We start from the raw sequence: 17677 nt of genomic DNA, 5'->3' as shown, positions 1-17677 counted from the left end.
CGCGGCCGGCGCGGCATGCGGGCCGGTCAGGTGGCCTGCGCTGCGCGACGACGGGGGCGAGCATCGCATCGTCGATGCGCCGGAATCTGGGCGTGCCCTTCGTCAATAAAACATATTAGTGTGCCGTTTATGGCGCCCCAAGTACACCGAGGTCGGCCCGATCTTGCTCGGGCGAGCGTTTTGATCGATCCTCGGCTGCCTGTTTCTTCCGTGCTATGTCGTCGATGAACTACGATTTGCTCGCACGCCAGCTGGTCAGCCTGCTGGATACCCGCGACTGGCTGACCAATGCCACCCAGACGGTCGCTTTGATCAAGCAAGAAATCGCCGATCTGAACTGGGTCGGTTTCTATCTGCACCGCAAGCCGCGTTCGCTCATCCTGGGGCCGTTTCAGGGGCTGCCAGCCTGCAACCCGATCGCCTTCGAGCACGGGGTCTGTGGCGCCGCGGCCACCACACGCCAGACCCAGCGGGTCGACGATGTACAGGCCTTTCCCGGGCATATCGTCTGCGACGTATCGTCGCGCTCCGAGCTGGTGGTGCCACTTATCTCTGACGAGCGGTTATGGGGGGTCATGGATCTCGATAGCCCTCGGCCGGCCCGGTTTTCGGACGCCGATCAGGCCGGAATTGAACGGCTAGGCGCTTGTTTTATGTCGGCTTCCGACCTGTCTGGCTCGGCGATCGGTTTCGATTGATCGCCGCCCGTAGGCGGGTGCCATACCGCACACCACGTAAGATCCCGGGTTGGCGTAATGGGGGGTGGCTGATAAGTTGCCGTCCAGATGTCGCGCCGCTCGGGCGTGACCGGCTTCACGTCGTCGACGTGCAAGCGAAAGTTATCGGGCTGGCCTGCCGAAGTCGCGGTCCCATGTGGCCGGTGGTCCGGTTCGGTGCTCGGCGGTGGGGGTTCCCCACCGCCTTTTTTATTCTCGAGGCTCAGATTTCCTGGCGCACCTGGCCATAGGCCAACAGCGAGAACAGGACCGTGCCGCCCAGCACGTTGCCGATCAGCGCCGGCACGATGAAATACCACAGCCCGTTGAGCAGGCTCAGCTGATCGGCGAACACCAGCAGCCAGACCTCTACGGCGCCCACCACCACATGGGCAAAACCGCCGAGTGCGATCAGATATGTCGGTAGCGCGATCACCCAGATCTCGAAGCCGCGGGCATTGGGCAGCATCCATACCAGCGCGGCGACGAAAAAGCCGGCCGGAATCGCACGCAGCATCATCTCGGTCCAGCCGCTGCCGAGCACGCCCTGGGCGGCGACTTCGTTAAAGGCATGGATCTGTTCGGCCGAGCCGGCGCCGATCTGGCTGACAAAAAACGCCGCGATCAATGTGCCAACCATGTTTGCCACGAATACCACGGTCCAGAGCCGCAGCGTGCAGTACAGCGCCTTACGCGTGGTGTTGGCCATCAGCGGCAACACCACCGTGATCGTATTCTCGGTGAACAGCTGCATGCGCCCGAGCACGACCAGAACGAAGCCGACGCAGTAGCCCATGTCGGCGATCGGCGCCCGCCAGGGCGAATCGGGCAGCTCCATGTGCAGCAGGCCCTTGGCCACCACTGAGGAGGCCAGGGCAATGCCGGCGGCTACGCCCGACCACCATAGCGATCCCAGCGGGCGGGCCATTTCCTGCTCGCCGTCGTAGCGCACGCTTTGGTAGACCGCTCGGGCGGACAGCCGGGTGCTGGGCGTATTTTCCGGGCCGAGATGTTCTGGCATGGGAGACTGTCTTGCGAAATCGATGGCCTAGTCTAATGGCTTGGGCCGGGCAGGCGGGGTTGTTGCTGGGTAATGCAATGAACGCCACCGCCACGGGCGAAAATGGCCCGGGCATCCACGCCGACGATCCGCCGGCCGGGATAGGCCTCGGCCAGAATCGCCATTGCCTCGGCATCGGCTGGATCGTCGAAGGTGCCCATGATCACCGCGCCGTTGATCGGCAGATGGTTGATATAGCTATAGTCGACAAAGCCATGGGCATCGCGCAGCCGGTTCGGCGCCGGCAGGCGCTGAATCTGCCAGGGCGCGCCGTCGGCGGTGGTCGCGGCTTCGAAAATCGCTGCGGCCTCCTCGGCGATCGCATGGTCGGGGTGCGCTGGATCGCGTTGATCGTGGACCAGTACGCAGCCCGGCGCCGGAAACGCAGCGATCAAATCGACATGGCCGAAGGTGCCAAAATAGCCGGTATCGCGGTGCAAGCCGCGCGGCAGCCAGATCGGATGCGTCGCGCCCAGCCGTTCGGCCATCTCGGCCTCGACCGCGGCCTGCGTAATGTCCGGGTTGCGGCGCGGGTCGCGCTGGACCGTTTCGGTGAGCACGACGGCCCCGGCGCCGTCCACGGCGATGCCGCCGCCTTCGTTGATCAGCGTAGAAGCGATCCGCTCGGCCCCGGCCAGCTCGGCGATCGCTGCGGCCACTCGATCGTCCTGGCCCCAGGCGGCCCATTCGCGTTGGCCCCAGCCGTTGAAGCGCCAGTCGATCGCGCCGAGCCGGCCGTCATCGCCGAGCACGAAGCTCGGGCCGATATCGCGCAGCCAAGCATCGTCCAGCGCCACGGTCACGCGCTCGATACTCGCCGACAGATAGCGCGGGGCGATCGCGGTATCGGCCGGATCGACCAGCACCGTCACCGGTTGGTATTCGGCGATCGCGTTGGCCACGGCCGCCCAGGCGCGGCGCGCCTCGTCGATCGCCTCGGCGGTGGTGCCGCCGGTCGGCCCCGCCGGGGGAAAGCCCATCCAGACTCGTTCCTGGGGCGCGGTTTCGGCCGGCATCCGCCATTCGGTCAGCACTTCGCTCATGAGTCGGCTCCGCTGGCATCGTTGCGGTCTGCGCCCAGCGGCCGATCGGCCGCGACCGGGGCGGTCAGCGCGCCATAGGTATCCGGCCGACGGGTGGCAAGAAACGGAAACAATGTGAGCCAGTCGCGGCGCTGGTCCAGGTCCAGGTCGGCGACCAGAATCGCTTCGGCGTTGCGCGGCGCTTCTACCAGCACCCGGCCATACGGGTCGGAGATGAACGAACTGCCATAGAAGGTCAGCCGGCCTTCGTCGCCGATCCGGTTGGGTACGATCATGAACGTACCAGCGGTGATGCCGTTGGCCACGATCACCTGCTGCCAGAGCGGCTGGGTATCGAAGTCCGGGAAATCCGGTTCCGAGCCGATCGCGGTCGGATAGACCAGTATTTCGGCGTCGGCCAGCGAATAGGCCCGGGCGACTTCGGGAAACCATTCGTCCCAACAGGTCGGCAGGCCGATCGCAGCCTCGGCGAGTGCATCTGGCCGATACACTGGATAGGGATTATCGGCCGGGCCAGCGCGGAAATACGTGTCTTCGAAATAGCCCTCGGTGACCGGAATATGCAGCTTGTGGGTGGCGCCGATCAGCGTGCCGTCGGGGGCGACCAGAATCGCGGTGTTCAAGCCGCGCCCGTCGGGTCCGTCGTCGCGCTGGTACAACGAGGCATGCACGGCCACGCCGTGGCGCCGGGCTGCTTCACGGGCAAAGGTGAGGGTTGGGCCGGTGTCCAGATCCTCGGCGCCGTCGGCAGCGGTACCGGTGGCGCGGATGTCTGCCGGATAGCGCATCAGCGTCAGCTCGGGCAGGAACACGGCCTGTGCCCCGGCCGCGGCGGCCTGGCCGATCGCGTCGTCCAGATGGGCTGCCAGTGCCGCGGCATCGGGCTGCCAGGCATGCTGGACTAGGGCTACGCGTAGCGGCGCACGGTGGCTCGGCTGGCTGCGGGCCAGCGAGGGCAGGGCGTCGGGCGCCTGGATCAATTGCATGGTGGGCTCCGAAAGTGGTTTTAGCTGCCGAACTAGCTACCGATCTGGGCAATCAGCGCAGTACGCAGCAGCTCGCGGGCTTGGTCGGTGGTCAGCCGGCCGGTCAGCCAGCGCTGGCTGAAGCCGTCGACCAGGGCGGTCACGATGATTGCGCGCTCGGCGGCGTTCGAGGCGGCATGCTCGGCCATATCCTCCGGATCGGTCGCCCTTAGGGTATTGGCGATACGCTGCTGCCACTGGCCAGTGGAATCGGCGAGATGGGCGGCCAGGGTCTCGTCGAACACCGCCGAGGCGGTGATTTCCTGCCAAGCAATGGCGTGTTCGCGAACTTCCGGCTCGTCGGCGATCTCGTCGACCAGGTTGTCGATCAGTGCGGTCCGGGCATCGGGGGCGACCGCACCACGCTCGGCGGCCGCGGTAGCGTTGACGTGCGCGAGCGTCGCCGCCAGCAGGCCATCGCGGTCGGCGAAGTGGTAGTAGAGCAGGCCCGAGGACACGCCGGCCTCGCGACCGATGTCGGTCATGCGTAGGCCGCGTACCCCGCGCTGGGCCAGGCAGCGGGCCGCGGCGCGTACGATCTTGGTTTGGGTGTCGTCGATTGAGTCTTGGTTGGTCATAGCAGGCCGGCGATTGATGGCGCCGGTGTCGATATCGATGCTCTGTTTATAGCCTTGACTGAATATTCAGTCAAATTAATTCGAAAAATATTTGAGGCTTTGTGGCTATCCGATAGCGATCGATTGGCCCCAAGACAGCAGGTGTAAGATTGGCCCATTGCTTTTGATGGCCGGCCCAGCGCCGGTCTGCCCATCGAGACCCTTATGGCCAAACCCACCATTGCCGATACCCTTGCCGACCTGTTGATCCAGGCCGGCGTAAAAAACGTCTGGGGCGTCCCGGGCGATTCGCTCAACGGCTTTACCGAAGCCCTGCGCAAGCGCGACGAGATCCAGTGGGTCGGTACCCGCCACGAAGAAGTGGCCGCCCTGGCTGCCGCCGGCGAGGGCGATGCCCAAAACGGTCTGGCCGTCTGTGCCGGCTCCTGCGGGCCGGGCAACCTGCATCTCATCAACGGCCTGTTCGAAGCCCAGCGGGCCAATGTGCCGATGGTCGCGATCGCCGCCCAGATTCCGTCCTCCGAAGTCGGGCTGGGTTATTTCCAGGAAACCCATCCGCAGAATCTGTTCCAGGAATGCAGCGACTACTGCGAGCTGGTTTCCAACCCGGCCCAGATGCCGCAGGTGCTGGAAGCCGCGATGAGCAGTGCGATCGTCAATCGCTCGGTGTCGGTGATTGTGCTGCCGGGCGACGTGGCGCTGGCCGAATCGCCGGTCGAGTCGGTGCGCTGGCAGCCGCCGGTACGCCCGACGGTCGTGCCGCCGGAGTCCGCCCTGGACGATCTCGCCAAGCTCATCAACGACGCCGGCAAGATCACCATCCTCGGCGGCTATGGCTGCCAGGGCTATCACGACGAAGTGATCGCCTTCGCCGAACGCCTTAAAGCGCCGATCGTGCATGCCCTGCGTGGCAAGCAGTCACTGGAATACAACAACCCCTATGACGTCGGCATGACCGGGCTGATCGGGTTTTCCTCCGGCTATCACGCCATGGAAAGCTGCGATCTGTTGATCATGCTGGGCACCAACTTCCCGTACCGGGAGTTCTTCCCCGGCCACGGCAACGTCGTACAGATCGATATCCGCGGCGGCCACCTTGGCCGGCGTTCGCCGCTCGCCATGGGCCTGGTCGGCGATATCGGCGCCACGCTCACCGCGCTGTTGCCGAAGCTCGAAGAAAACAGCAACACCAAGTTCCTGGACGATTCCCAGGAACACTACCGCAAGGCCCGCGAAAACCTGGACGACCTCGCCACCCCGCGCGAAGACGGCGAACCGCTGCATCCGCAGTACCTCACCGCCCGGGTCTCGGCCCTGGCCGCCGAGGATGCCGTGTTCACCGCCGACGTCGGCACGCCCACCGTCTGGGCTGCCCGCTATATCCGCATGACCGAGCAGCGCCGGCTGACCGGCTCCTTCATGCACGGCTCCATGGCCGTGGCCGTGCCGGCCGCGCTCGGCTGGCAGGCGGCCTTCCCCGAGCGCCAGATCGTGGCCCTGGCCGGCGACGGCGGCATCAGTATGCTCATGGGCGATCTCATCACCCTGGCGGCCGAAAAACTGCCTGTGAAGATCGTCGTCTACAACAACGAAACACTCGGCTTCGTGGCCATGGAGATGAAAGTCGCCGGCTATATCGACTCCACCACCGATCTGCCACGGGTCGACTACGCCGGCCTGGCTGAATCGCTCGGCATCAAAGGCATCAGCGTCACCTCATCCAGCGCGCTCGATGGGGCTCTCGAAGACGCCTTCGCCCACGACGGCCCGGTGCTGGTAGACGTACGTACCGCCAAACAGGAACTGTCCATGCCGCCCAAGATCGAGGCCGAACAGGCCCGCGGCTTTTCGCTCTACATGCTGCGCGCCGTGATGAACGGGCGGGGCGATGAAGTGATGGAACTGGGCAAGACCAACTGGTGGCGGCGATAGGTTGAACGGCTAAAGGCGGCGGGGCGTGTCTGTAGCGATACGCTCCGCTGCCCACCCTCGCCGAAACTCCGATACCCCTCTCCCTAGAACGCGCGCTGCGATTTCCCCTCCCTGATCGAAAGCGCACGCCGGGCAATCCCGTTTTGCCATCCGGAGGATTCGGTTCGTTAGAAAATCCATATTTTGCAAATAGATAGCGTGCCATCTCGCGGCCGAGCCCGGTCTTTGGCTTCAATAACCAAATAGATCACGCTAATGTCGCCCCATGCCAAGGCGAGGGGGCGCCTGTGGAAACTCGACTACATCTCAAGCCGGGCCAGAACGGGACCAAGCAACGGGTTCAAAAGTATGGCGAGCGGCTGGTCTGTGTGCGTTATCGCTACGACAGCGAGGCCGGTCTACGCCACAAAACCGTCGAACTCATCGAAGAGAGCGTGCCCTGGCAGCCGGCGAGTAGTCGCGAGCAGCACTTGATGCGGCGGGCCGCCGAAGAGCCCGTGCTCGTCAAAATCGATTACCGGGAACGTGAGCTTCGTGAACAAGTGCGACAAGCCGGTGGCCGTTGGCAGCCCGTCGAGCGGGCTTGGGTGTTGCCCTACGGTGTCGCGACCAGGCTCGGGCTAACGGCTCGGATCGTGGGAGATATATAGATATGGATAGGTATATATCTAGTATTAGATATATGTCGTCTACTTGGCGTTGGGCGTCATTCCGGTCCGAAGTAAATACCGTAGTTGCGTAACAACCCGCGCACTTACGTTACTGACTCGATGGTTAACTAATCGTATCTCGGTATCTCCAAGAGAGTAGCCGCGAATCATACAAGAAATAGATGTGGTACCCGTGCCAGATAAGCCGACCGCAAAGATAGCGAAAATCAACTTCTCCGGTGGATCAAGTTTCGAGCTTTCCTCGGAAGATAAGGTGTTGCTCGTTGGACCAAATAACAGCGGAAAATCTCAGGCATTGAGAGAAATTCTAGGCATATGTCAGAACGGGGAAAAAGAGCGAGCCTTCGTAGTGACGGAGGTAGAACTTCAGAAGTCGGGAAGCGCAACCGATCTCAAAAATTTTCTAGAAGCTAAGGCGGATTATCAATCGCAATCCTACCGATATGAGGATTGGTCGGTTCATGAAAGTAACTTGAGCTTATGGGATCAACCCTATCTGAAAAATCAGCTTGTCGGCGGCTTTATAAAGAGAATATCTGCAAATGAAAGGCTTAATATTTGCGAGCAGCAGAGTAGCATTGCACCCGGCGACCAGAAGTCAAAGCCTCAGCATGTTCTTTACGACGATGAAGAGCTAACGACAAAAATTAGTGCGCTTTTCCGCAGGGCATTTGGCGCGGACATCATGTTTGATTTTCGAGGAGGTAGCAGGCTTCCTATTCATGTGGGCGGGGCTCCGGCAAACGGAGAAGTAGTTGATCGCGTTGGCGACGCCTACGTGAACGCCGTTAGAGAGAAACCGCTGCTCGACAAACAAGGCGATGGCATGAAAAGTTATGCCGGAATTCTTTTTGAAGCAGTTGTAGCTAATCGAGATATCACCTTAATTGACGAGCCAGAGGCATTTTTGCACCCGCCTCAAATGCGTAAGTTAGGTGAGACATTATCGTCCGACGTCGTTGGTCAATTAATAGTAGCGACGCATAGTAGCGACGTCATGCGTGGCTTTTTGGAGGGAACTCAAGGAAAAGTTCGGATATTACGCATTCGGCGCGAGGAAGATATCAATATTGTTTCTGAAGCCGAGCCGCTAGTCATTAAAGAGCTTTGGGAAAAACCCGAGCTCCGCTACTCCAATGCACTTGATGGTGTTTTTCACGAACAGACCATAATTTGCGAAGATGATAGTGATTGTCGATTGCTCAATGCCGTAGCGGATCATATTTCAAGTGTTTCGGACTTGCAGTGGAAAGATACGGCATACGTACCGACCGGCGGAAAGCATGGCATCTCTAAAATTGCCGCTGTACTGCGTAAAATAGGTGTTCCTGTAAAGGCGGTGTTTGATATCGACTTCTTGTCTGAGCGCGAACTGGTTGAGTCCACGGTGAATGCTTTTGGGGGTCAATGGCAGACGGTACAGCCCCTATGGCAACGCGTTGAGATGGCGGTGCGAAGCGGGATAAAGCCCAAGACAGTTGCGCAGATCAAGGAGGACATTGTTGCCTTGCTTGAACAGGCGGAGGACGGAAGACTGCCTAAAGGCGATGTGATTGAGGCAATGAAGCAAGGGAAGCCTTGGGCCGAAGTCAAAAAATACGGTTCGCGTGGTATTCCAAGAGGAGATGCGCAGCGAGATTACGAAGCTCTAAGGGACGAGTTGGAGAAGATAGGTATTTACTTGGTCCCCGTTGGCGAGATCGAAAATTTTTGCCCGGAAATTGGTTCTCATGGACCGAAATTTGCAATGAAGTTACTTTCGACTGTTCCGCTTGCCGACAGTCGCCTGGAAGAGCTACGAGCGTTCGTTGAAAAGGTGCACGAAGGAAGCTTCGGAGCCGTTGATAGTGCAACCCAATACACTAAAACGCACGGATCGCAGAGCGGCGCTGAGCATTAGTAGGCGATGCGCCCAACCAGTCGCTGCAGTTGACCGCCCGAAGCGCTGCCGCGCTTCGGGCGGTCAACTGAGCTTAGGCGTTAGATGCCCGAAAAGAAGATGACTGCCGAGATGAAGGCCGCGCTAAGAGAGGCGTTGAGCGGCGATGCCAGTCGGGTAAAGAAGGGTACATTGAGTGCTCTCGTCCGACGCGGCTTCATGGAGAAGAGCGGCGATCTCACGTTAGAAGGTTGGCGGAATGCTGTCGCAAGCCTGAAGCTTCCCGATCAATGCGCCCAGCTTGATATCTCGCTGGAAATAATCGAAGGGGTGCAGTTTGGAAATGAGCCTGAACGAACTGCGTGGAGCCACTACAAGCAAAAAGGCTACGAAGGCGGATACTGCGAAGGTGGCCCAGTTCTGCTCTTGATACGTGCGGCTGCGCTGGACCTATTCGCCAACCTCAATCCGTTCGGCTCACGGGAAGACGCCTGTAGTCGATTCACCGAAGCCCAGCTCAAGATTCATGAAGGCCATATTTCCGAGATCGCAGCCGCGGTTGAGGCAGCAGATCGCGATACGGTACTTCGAGGATTTCGGGAAATCTATCGTTCGCTAATGGTCCAGGAAGCGTATCCTGAGCTTACTGAGGCAGCAATTGGTTCTATATTCACGGCCTTGGGTGGCAAAGCTCTGCGCGAAATAACCAGGGCCATAGCAGAAGACCCGTATCAGTACCGAGCAGGCTGGCCGGACCTTACACTGGCCAAAGGCGAGGACATGCTCTGGGTAGAAGTAAAAACGACGGATAAGCTGCATATGAGTCAAATCATCACCATGACAAAGATGAAGCCGCTGTTGCCTGGAAAGCTGCTGGTATTGCAGCTTGCCAAGTTATGATCGGCCGTGGCGGGCATCTAACAAATCGTTGCAGCGGACGTTTGACCCGCCGCCCATTTTTGCTGTCGCAAAAGCGGTCGTCGCCCGAAGGCAGTGGGGTCAGGTCTTGTGATATGTATATCGCCTGGCAATAAATAAAGAATAGGGGATGCATAGAAAAATGTGGGTTTCCAGTCGATTCGATACATATGTAGTTAAAGAATCGCTATTAGGGGCCGATAGAGCGTAGCGGGCAGTTGCATGCGTGAAAATCGTACCGGCTGCAGTCGTTGAATAAATAGGGGGACCCACGGAAATAATAAGGGACAGACCACGATTCTTACTATGCTGGCATCACAGCTCACTCATAGGAGCAGAGTATGCCGCCTCGAGCACGCGTAATGCTCCCGAACGTGCCAGTCCACATGATTCAGCGTGGCAATAATCGGCAAACCTGCTTCTTCGCGTGAAGACGACTATCAGTTCTATCTTGAATGACTATACGAGTACGCGAAGATCGAATCGTGCCATGTTCATGCTTATGTATTAATGACCAACCACGTTCATCTGTTGCTCACCGCCAAAACCATCGACGGGCTGGGCCGACTCATGAAGCGGCTGGGTCAACGCTATGTTCAGTACATCAACCGCAACCGCAACCGCACCTACCGGCGTAGCGGTACGCTCTGGGAAGGGCGCTTTCGTTCTTGCCTCACCCAGGAAGAAGCGTATGTGTTGGGGGGGGGGGGGCTATCGCTACATCGAAATGAATCCCGTGCGGGCGGGAATGGTCGAACACCCGGCTGAGTATCGATGGTCAAGCTATCGGGCGAACGCGCAAGGCGAGGCGAATCGGCTTGTGACGCCGCACGCTCTGTATGAAAACCTGGGCCATGACCCGGCCGGGCGTCAGCGAGCATACCGCGAGCTTTTTCGGTACGAGCTGGATCCTAGGCTCGTCGACCAAACCCGAGCGGCGACGAACGGCAACTATGCGCTGGGTACCGAGCGCTTTCAAAGTGAAGTGGAAGCAATGCTGGGCCGGCGTGTCACACCGGGCAAAGCAGGGCGGCCGAAGAAGCACCAGCGGGTTAGTTGATAGGCGGGGTCTGGCAACAGTGGTCTCTTCCCGAGCGAGGGTTCCGAGTTATCGCGAGGAATTCTCGGGCCGTGACCGGCCCGCCGCCGTAGCACCGCGTCGTGGTACGCGCGTGCTGAGATTGACGGGCGCCATCTCTTCGATGGCGTAGCCCGACGGATAGGTTCGTTGCTTACGCTTGGCGGTTTCGCCTGGATAGCGCCCAATGGCGAAGATGCGCCGCACGCCGCCGACCAGCCGCAGCGTGCCTTCAACGCTGTGGCGCAGCCAGGGGCGTGGATGCGGATAACCGACGGCATCCAGAAATTGTTGTGGCATAAGACAGCAGACGATGGGTTTGACGCCGAAACGCAGGATGCCTGGCAGCCACCCTTCGATGATGCGTACCGTGGCATCGCTAACGCGTGCGCTGGCTTCGGAATACACGAACGTTCTGGCTTCGTAGCGCTGGGTCCAGGCATCGTATTCGGGTTTTGAACGTGGAATATCTTGGATGCCCATGCGTTCGCCGATGCCGCGCCAGAAGTTGAACCAGGCCTGTTGTTCGTGGCGCGTCATCGGCCGCCGGCCGTAGCGTTCGGTCCAGCGGATGGGGAAGGCGATAAAGGTCCAGAGCACGAACAGAAATTCGTCGTTGTGGATGCGGTAGTGGGCGTGGGTCTGGTTCATCCGTTCGATGGCGCGGCGTCCGACCTCGCCGTCCCAGCCGAATTCGATGAAATAGCCGATGAGTAGCGCGGTATCGTCGTATCGCTTCTGGCCGTGTTTTTCGAACTCGGCGGTGCGATCGAGCAGCTTGGATACCGGTTCGCTGCCGTAGGTATAGAACAGCGCGACTTCGAGCGCCCGGTTGAATTCCCAGGCGAATTCGTAGGCTGCGAGCAGGTGGACGATGCGCTGGGCATCGTTTTCGGCATCGAGCGAGTCGATTTCCTGGCGTACGGCCGGGTTGTGCCGCACGCCCCATTTTCTGGAATAGACGCGGTTCATGATTCGCTTCCCGGCGCTTTGTGTTTTTGCATATGGCAGGGCCAACGTCACCGGATATGATGACTGCGCTTGTCAGAGACCGACTACTTTTTTAGAAAGTCGGGCAGGTCTTGCGGTGTCATCAACTGCGAATGGCGGCGATCGGACGGCTAACCCGCTGTTTTTGCGGGCGTGCCGGCGCATAAACGGCTGGAGATGCTGGCCGGGCCCGGCGCGCCATCGGCTCGTCGACAGCAGCGCCTAGACCGACGCTGCGCCGGTGGCGATCACCGCGGCTCGGATTGCGCCCGGCGTGGATGGTCGGCGTTAGGCGTCGATTTCACCGAGCCGGTGCTGTGTCTGGCCAAACGTGTGCTCGATCATTTGGCGGTCGCGCTCGGTGGGCAGGTTGGGCCAGGTGGCTTCGTAGAGCGCATCGGCCAGATCGCGCATCAAGCGGCGCTGTTCGCAGCGTCGCGTGAATTCGGCCACTTCGCCCATGCAGACGAGCATATGGCGCGCCGCGTTACGGTCGGCGGCGAAATAGGGGCGCAGCTGGTCGAATATCGCCAGCGCCAGGGCCTCGAAATTGAAGGCCGGCGCATAGAGCCGTAGGACGTCGTTGTCGTCGAACCGGTGCATGCTCACGACGTCGGCTTTGGCCAGCCGATTGAGCGCCGCGCAGAGCCAGTCCAGGCAGTTCATGGCGGTATATGGATCGTTCATCGACGGCGAGAGCGCGCGGGCCGCGATCTCGACCAGTTCGTTGACCAGAAACCGGACATCCTGGGGCTTGGTCCGCTGTGGGCCCTGGGCGTAGGCCCCATACAGTCGACGGCTCAGGCGCTCATCGATATGTGTCGGTGGCCAGGCCCGGAGCAGCGCCTGGCCTTCGCCGGCGAAATCTCCCGGTTCGAGCTCGAGTTTGAGCACGAGATCGTGTTGCGTGGCCTGTTGTACGAGCGACGCATAGCTCAGGTTCTGAATGTAGCCATCATGCCCGGCCCGGACGGAGACCGCGGTGGCGTCGAAATCCTTGGGTAGATGGGCGGCCGGCTGGTGGCTGAGCGTCCGGGAATAACGCTGGTCTTCGGCCAGTGCCGCGTTCAGATCGCTGGCGACATTGGCGACCACCTGCGAGACATGTAACGAGGTCACGACATGGTGGATGAAGTAGATCAGCACCGCGACGCTGGCTAGTGTGAGCAGCATCGCGAAGGTCAGGGCGAGATACGGGATGAATACATCGCCCGGGTCGTCGCCCGAATGAATCGAGCGCAGTAGTAGCAGGCAATAGATGAACGTCGACAAGAACGTGCCCAGGGTGAACTGGTTGCCGAGGTCGTCCATGAAGTTGGTGAGCAGGCGCGGCCCGAGCATCGACGTGGTATAGGCCAGCGACGCGATGGTGATCGAAAACGTCACCCCGGCTACCCCGATCATCGAACCGGCGACCGTCGAGAGCAGCCCGCGTGCTCCGTCCGGCTGAATCTGCAAGACCCAGGGCAGGGTGTGTGCCCAGTCGTTGCCCAGCGCGATGTCCAACCGCGTGAACGCCAGCGATAGGAGCATGCCGATCACTGTCATGATCATGGGCAGGAACCAGAAGCTGCTGCGCAGGTCGTTCCATATTTTGATGAGTTTGGCCATAGACCGCGGCTGCCACGTTTGGGGAGCGGTGGGGCACTCTACATGAGGGCCACGTTACTGGGCGCATGCCGAGCCGCGTATCGAGCGGATCGCCGGCTTGGAACAATGCCGGCCAGGTCTTGTTGTATGCAGTCGCCGTCTTGCAGCCGCTTGGCCTGATGGTTCGGCGAGCCTTGGAGCCGCTCGAATGTCGTGCGTCGTAACGCTTGTGCCATACCCGGTCGGGCGTGTTGTTCGAGGTGGGCTATGATTTAGGCTGGTTTGATGATTGGTTGAAGCGGCTATATGAGGGTTCTCGCCGGATTTTCTTCTGCCTTGCTCGGTTTGTGCCTATGTTATTCGAGTATGGCTTTCGCCAGTGATAGCTTTACGAAGCTGGATGTCTCTCGGCAGGGCAAGGCGGCTTACGCTTGTGCGTTAGCTAAAAAAATCCGCGCGACCCATCATGACGCGGGCGATTTCGGCTCTCTGAGCGAAGATGCGGCCCATAGCGAAGCAGCAGCCATTGGTCCGTTGATTGGCATGATCCAATCAGTGCCGCCGTTTCCTGATGACTTGGGCAAAGACATCATGCGAGATGGTCAGACGCTAGAGTTGGACAAACTTCTGGATGATCTAGGGCGCTTGCTCGATCATTGCGAGGCGTTGGATTATGCCGGCTGAATCATTCGGCGGCCGCGGCCGGGCCAGTCGTGCCAGGTCTTGCAGCGCGCAGGCCCTGCGTGGTGCGGCCGACGACAGCGAGGCTGGAGATGCTTAGACTGTGGTGGGTTTCGAGTGGTCCGCGGGAGCCGTCTATTAGGTAGGCGTCGTGGGCGTTGCGCTCAAGCAGGTAGCGCATCGAGCCTATGAACTGGCGAAGAAGCTTGGCTCTTCGCATTGCCATCCCAGAGCTTGCGTATGGTCGCAGGCCCTGAGATGGAAACCCGGGCTCAGCCGTTGTCCCCGCGCCCGGTTTCGTTCTGCAGTGCGTCGATGCGCTCGGAAGCTTCGGCTTTACTGAGGCTGTCGTCGAACTCTACGCCGGCTTCTTCGCAAAGCGTTTGTAGATAAGAAGCCTGGGCGCCGGTCATGGCTTCGTCTCCGGTGGTCCAGTTTTCCGGTGCTTTTTCGGCGTTGTCGTTTCCGGCCGAGTTGGCGGTGGTTTCGGGCTTGTCATCCATGATTCGTCTCCAGCGGTTGGTTTTGTACATACGTACAGTGACGTGGCTGGATGCATCGGCCAACTCAGGAACTACTCCTCAGGTAGCCAAACGAGGCTGTGGCCTGCGATACACAGATCGCGTACGTCGTTATCGGCAACAGGCTTGCACATAGCGGAATCGACCAACTGTCCAGAAAAGCGCACCGGGCCCGATGATCGGGATCAAAGCCGGCGCAGCACGCCTGGCCTAAGATCGTCCCCCTTGGCTGCCTATTCGACTTTCGGATGTATGATATTTGCCGAGCTGATGGCCTTTAGAGGTCGATCGGAAGTCGACAAGGAGAAACGATGGACCTCGTGATGGATGCGCGCCGCACGTCCGCGCATGCTGCGTTTTGGCTCATGACACGGCGCGTTACGGTTCTTGCGGCGTGTGTCGATGTGGTCTTTTTCTTGTTTTTCTTATGGTCCGGCCCGGTCTATCTGGCATGGATCAACGTGCTGAGCGTATCGCTCTATGTGCTGGCGAATCTGCTACTTCGATATCGGTACAATTATCTGGCGTTGCTGCTGATCTGGATCGAGGTCATGGGCCATGCGGTGATTGGCACGCTCGCCGTGGGCTGGGGGGCGGGCTTTCACTATTACCTGCTGATGTTCATTCCAGCGATTATGGTGAGCGGCTATCTGGCGCTGACTCTCCTGCCGTTGTGTGTACTGTTTACGCTCTATGTCGGGCTGTATCTGGTGGCGACCCGAGCCGGTCCATTGTCACCGATTGCCGATCACGCGCTTGTCGCGCTCAATCTTTTCAATGTGTTGGTCTTTTTCATGATGGCCAGCTATACGGCGCGTTTTTTCTATCAGCGCGTGCGCCAGAGCGAGCAACGCCTGCGCGAGTATGCGGCCCGCGATACGCTCACCGGCCTTTACAACCGCCGGTATTTTCTTGAGTTGGCAGGCAAGGAGCAAAGCCGGGCTGAGCGCGAATCGAGCCCCTTGGCGGTGGTGATCGCGGATATCGATTACTTCAAGAACATCAACGACACGTTCGGCCACGAAGCCGGCGATCAGGTGTTGGTGCATATCGGGGCGATTCTCGATCGATGCTGTCGAGCCGGCGATGCAGTGGCCCGTTGGGGCGGTGAAGAGTTTCTGTTCCTACTGCCGAATACAGAGGCGAGCGAGGCCGAGCAGTTTGCCGAGCGCGTATGCCGCACCGTGGCCCAGCAGCCGTTGCGGCGTGCCGCCCAGGACAGCGTGCTCTGTACGCTATCTCTCGGCGTAGCGGCCGTGGGGATGGACAAGACGTTCGCAGACGCGCTTGCCGAGGCCGACCGGGCGCTGTACGAAAGCAAGATGGCCGGCCGAAACCGGGTCACGACGACCGGCCCCGTGGTGGCGGATAGCTATTTGGCCGAGCGCCGGTCGCCGGCTTGATCGGCATGCATGAGAGCAGCACCGACGCGTTCATGGCTGGGCGAGAGTTGTGGTATAGCTTGCTGGACCCGACATAGCACGGGTACGCCCGGCCGGGCGCTGTGGCGTTGGTGCATGTCGGCGGTTGAAGACATGACGCTCGGGCGGCTGCTTGGCTGGCGGATTAACGACTGGGCGCTACGCGCGCCGGCCAAGAGCATGCCGTGTCAGGCCGCGCTCGATCGGGGCAGCACCGCGGCGATTATCAGCCTGGAATACGAGCCGGATTGGATCGGGGTTTACGCCACGCGGCTGGCGGTATGCGTCTTCATTGCCACCAGGCAATGGCGAGGCCGGCGATCAGCGACACCAGCATGGGCCCGACCACCCGCAGCGCGAGTGTGCGGCCGCCGATAGCTGCGGCAATACCGATCTTGATCAGATTGTTGGTCGCCGCAGCGATCACGATGCCGAGTACGGCAGTTTGAACGGCGATCGATTGCTGGGACATTCGGGTCAGCGACAAGGTGATCGCATCCACATCGGCGATGCCCGAGGTGGCCGCCAGCGCATAGATGCCGGCATTGCCGAGCCAGTCGCGAGACAGTTCGCCCAACACCAGGATGGCAGTGAGCAACAGGCCGAACAGCAACGCCGAGTTGAGATCGAGCGGGTTCTGGCTGAGGTTCGGCTGGCTGATGGGTGATGGCGAGTCGTTGCGTTTCCAGATCACCACCGCCGGGATATAGAGCAGCAAAGTCATGACCGCGATTGGCCATGCCAGCCAGGATAAGAGCTGGTGATTGATGACGACGCAGTAAAACAGGATGCGCGGGAACATGGTGCCGCAGGCCAGCAGAATGCCGGTAGCGAACTGCGGACTGAGTTCGGGAGTCTGTCGGGACTGGCGGGCAAAATGCAGCGTCAGCGCGGTCGAGGAACTCAGACCCGCGAAGAGGCTGGTGAACAGGATGCCTTTCCGCACCCCTGCCACGCGGATCGCGAAATAGCCGACGAAAGAAATCGTTGCGATCAGGACCACCATCCACCAGATCTGGTAGGGATTGAGCACGCCGCCGGGGCCCATGCCGATATCCGGCAGCAGTGGCAGCATCACCACCGAGATCAGCAGCAGCTTGAGTGCAGCATCCAGCTCGTAGGATTTGAGGCGCTCGACCAGCCCGTGGATTCCGCGTTTGTTGTCCAGAATGATGGCGGTCACCACCGCGGCCGCTGCAGCGATGGCCGGATCGATCGCGACCGCGACCGCGCCGTAGCAAAAAGTCAGCAATATGCCTACGGCGCTGGTGATGCTGAAGTTTTGGATTTGGGCGACTTGCTGGCTGAATGCGACCAGAACGATCGCCACCACGCTAACCAGCAGCATTGGAAAAGCCCACGGCGAGACAGCAGTGGTCAGCAAGGCCGAAATACCGCCCAGCAAGCCGATGAGTGCAAAAGTGCGGATGCCGGCGATGCGTTCGCCGGATTTCTGCTCGCGGGCCTCCCAGCCTCGCTCGAGTCCGATGATCGCGCCCAGTAATAATGCGACGGCCAGCTTCAAAGTGGTTTCATTGGTGGCTAGAAACTGAGCTGTGACGTTCATGTTCGAA

The 17677-nt window shown here is 60.3% G+C and carries 15 protein-coding genes and 1 pseudogene; 8 read left to right on the top strand and 8 right to left on the bottom strand.

Annotation, left to right across the window (positions count from 1 at the left end):
- Nucleotides 1-215 precede the first annotated feature (215 nt).
- Nucleotides 216-698, top strand: a complete 483-nt coding sequence (locus tag V5738_RS15890; RefSeq protein ID WP_423821787.1) for a GAF domain-containing protein — start codon at nucleotides 216-218, stop codon at nucleotides 696-698.
- A gap of 241 nt (nucleotides 699-939) precedes the next feature.
- On the opposite strand, the gene V5738_RS15885 is transcribed toward V5738_RS15890, so the two are convergent.
- The 4 genes from V5738_RS15885 to V5738_RS15870 are packed head-to-tail and all read right to left on the bottom strand — an operon-like array spanning nucleotide 940 to nucleotide 4422.
- Nucleotides 940-1737 carry a formate/nitrite transporter family protein gene (locus V5738_RS15885; protein ID WP_423821786.1) on the bottom strand — a complete coding sequence of 266 codons (798 nt, stop codon included), beginning with the start codon at nucleotides 1735-1737 and terminating at the stop codon, nucleotides 940-942.
- 32 nt (nucleotides 1738-1769) lie between these two features.
- Complete coding sequence (locus V5738_RS15880; protein ID WP_423821785.1) at nucleotides 1770-2819, bottom strand: agmatine deiminase family protein; 1050 nt, start codon at nucleotides 2817-2819, stop codon at nucleotides 1770-1772.
- Nucleotides 2816-3805 carry a nitrilase-related carbon-nitrogen hydrolase gene (locus V5738_RS15875; protein WP_423821784.1) on the bottom strand — a complete coding sequence of 330 codons (990 nt, stop codon included), beginning with the start codon at nucleotides 3803-3805 and terminating at the stop codon, nucleotides 2816-2818. Before V5738_RS15875 ends, V5738_RS15880 begins: the two co-directional genes overlap by 4 nt.
- Nucleotides 3806-3837: 32 nt before the next feature.
- A complete protein-coding gene (locus tag V5738_RS15870; protein WP_423821783.1) occupies nucleotides 3838-4422 on the bottom strand; it encodes a TetR/AcrR family transcriptional regulator in 585 nt (194 codons plus the stop codon).
- A gap of 204 nt (nucleotides 4423-4626) precedes the next feature.
- On the opposite strand from V5738_RS15870, the gene poxB reads away from it, so the two are divergent.
- The 5 genes and pseudogenes from poxB to V5738_RS15845 all read left to right on the top strand — a co-directional run bounded on the left by poxB (nucleotide 4627) and on the right by V5738_RS15845 (nucleotide 10882).
- Nucleotides 4627-6354, top strand: coding sequence for a ubiquinone-dependent pyruvate dehydrogenase (gene poxB / locus V5738_RS15865; RefSeq protein WP_423821782.1), 1728 nt, complete (start codon nucleotides 4627-4629; stop codon nucleotides 6352-6354).
- Nucleotides 6355-6641: 287 nt separating this feature from the next.
- Entirely contained in the window at nucleotides 6642-7004 is a 363-nt protein-coding gene (locus V5738_RS15860) for a hypothetical protein (RefSeq protein ID WP_423821781.1), read from the top strand.
- 193 nt (nucleotides 7005-7197) lie between these two features.
- Nucleotides 7198-8925, top strand: coding sequence for an ATP-dependent nuclease (locus V5738_RS15855; protein ID WP_423821780.1), 1728 nt, complete (start codon nucleotides 7198-7200; stop codon nucleotides 8923-8925).
- Nucleotides 8926-9009: 84 nt separating this feature from the next.
- The gene (locus V5738_RS15850; protein WP_423821779.1) at nucleotides 9010-9804 is read left to right on the top strand and encodes a VRR-NUC domain-containing protein; all 795 of its coding nucleotides are present in this window, start codon (nucleotides 9010-9012) and stop codon (nucleotides 9802-9804) included.
- A 359-nt stretch (nucleotides 9805-10163) separates the two neighbouring features.
- A pseudogene (locus V5738_RS15845) lies at nucleotides 10164-10882 on the top strand (transposase).
- A 48-nt stretch (nucleotides 10883-10930) separates the two neighbouring features.
- Here the strand turns inward: V5738_RS15845 and V5738_RS15840 are convergent.
- Together V5738_RS15840 and V5738_RS15835 are read right to left on the bottom strand one after the other, a co-directional pair.
- On the bottom strand, nucleotides 10931-11872 hold the full coding sequence (locus V5738_RS15840) for an oxygenase MpaB family protein (protein WP_423821778.1): 942 nt from the start codon (nucleotides 11870-11872) through the stop codon (nucleotides 10931-10933).
- A gap of 306 nt (nucleotides 11873-12178) precedes the next feature.
- Nucleotides 12179-13501, bottom strand: coding sequence for a DUF2254 domain-containing protein (locus tag V5738_RS15835; RefSeq protein WP_423821777.1), 1323 nt, complete (start codon nucleotides 13499-13501; stop codon nucleotides 12179-12181).
- Between the two features lie 345 nt (nucleotides 13502-13846).
- On the opposite strand from V5738_RS15835, the gene V5738_RS15830 reads away from it, so the two are divergent.
- Nucleotides 13847-14164 (top strand): hypothetical protein, encoded by a 318-nt coding sequence (locus tag V5738_RS15830; RefSeq protein ID WP_423821776.1) that lies wholly within the window; start codon nucleotides 13847-13849, stop codon nucleotides 14162-14164.
- A 269-nt stretch (nucleotides 14165-14433) separates the two neighbouring features.
- Here V5738_RS15830 and V5738_RS15825 read toward each other — a convergent pair whose 3' ends face one another.
- Nucleotides 14434-14664 (bottom strand): DUF3072 domain-containing protein, encoded by a 231-nt coding sequence (locus V5738_RS15825; protein WP_423821775.1) that lies wholly within the window; start codon nucleotides 14662-14664, stop codon nucleotides 14434-14436.
- Nucleotides 14665-14993: 329 nt separating this feature from the next.
- Between V5738_RS15825 and V5738_RS15820 the strand changes: the two genes are divergently transcribed.
- Nucleotides 14994-16085 carry a GGDEF domain-containing protein gene (locus V5738_RS15820; protein ID WP_423821774.1) on the top strand — a complete coding sequence of 364 codons (1092 nt, stop codon included), beginning with the start codon at nucleotides 14994-14996 and terminating at the stop codon, nucleotides 16083-16085.
- A gap of 307 nt (nucleotides 16086-16392) precedes the next feature.
- On the opposite strand, the gene V5738_RS15815 is transcribed toward V5738_RS15820, so the two are convergent.
- Nucleotides 16393-17670, bottom strand: coding sequence for an MgtC/SapB family protein (locus V5738_RS15815; protein ID WP_423821773.1), 1278 nt, complete (start codon nucleotides 17668-17670; stop codon nucleotides 16393-16395).
- Nucleotides 17671-17677: the final 7 nt, after the last annotated feature.

The sequence above is a fragment of the Salinisphaera sp. SPP-AMP-43 genome (assembly GCF_049568105.1).
In the GTDB taxonomy this organism is placed as follows: domain Bacteria; phylum Pseudomonadota; class Gammaproteobacteria; order Nevskiales; family Salinisphaeraceae; genus Salinisphaera.
This window is presented reverse-complemented; position numbering and strand designations above follow the sequence as displayed.

Excerpts from the sequence above, each read along its gene's own strand:
- V5738_RS15890 (WP_423821787.1), top strand. The coding sequence starts at position 216 with ATGTCGTCGATGAACTACGATTTGCTCGCACGCCAGCTGGTCAGCCTG.
- V5738_RS15885 (WP_423821786.1), bottom strand. The coding sequence starts at position 1,737 with ATGCCAGAACATCTCGGCCCGGAAAATACGCCCAGCACCCGGCTGTCC.
- V5738_RS15880 (WP_423821785.1), bottom strand. The coding sequence starts at position 2,819 with ATGAGCGAAGTGCTGACCGAATGGCGGATGCCGGCCGAAACCGCGCCC.
- V5738_RS15875 (WP_423821784.1), bottom strand. The coding sequence starts at position 3,805 with ATGCAATTGATCCAGGCGCCCGACGCCCTGCCCTCGCTGGCCCGCAGC.
- V5738_RS15870 (WP_423821783.1), bottom strand. The coding sequence starts at position 4,422 with ATGACCAACCAAGACTCAATCGACGACACCCAAACCAAGATCGTACGC.
- poxB (WP_423821782.1), top strand. The coding sequence starts at position 4,627 with ATGGCCAAACCCACCATTGCCGATACCCTTGCCGACCTGTTGATCCAG.
- V5738_RS15850 (WP_423821779.1), top strand. The coding sequence starts at position 9,010 with ATGCCCGAAAAGAAGATGACTGCCGAGATGAAGGCCGCGCTAAGAGAG.
- V5738_RS15840 (WP_423821778.1), bottom strand. The coding sequence starts at position 11,872 with ATGAACCGCGTCTATTCCAGAAAATGGGGCGTGCGGCACAACCCGGCC.
- V5738_RS15835 (WP_423821777.1), bottom strand. The coding sequence starts at position 13,501 with ATGGCCAAACTCATCAAAATATGGAACGACCTGCGCAGCAGCTTCTGG.
- V5738_RS15830 (WP_423821776.1), top strand. The coding sequence starts at position 13,847 with ATGGCTTTCGCCAGTGATAGCTTTACGAAGCTGGATGTCTCTCGGCAG.
- V5738_RS15825 (WP_423821775.1), bottom strand. The coding sequence starts at position 14,664 with ATGGATGACAAGCCCGAAACCACCGCCAACTCGGCCGGAAACGACAAC.
- V5738_RS15820 (WP_423821774.1), top strand. The coding sequence starts at position 14,994 with ATGGACCTCGTGATGGATGCGCGCCGCACGTCCGCGCATGCTGCGTTT.
- V5738_RS15815 (WP_423821773.1), bottom strand. The coding sequence starts at position 17,670 with ATGAACGTCACAGCTCAGTTTCTAGCCACCAATGAAACCACTTTGAAG.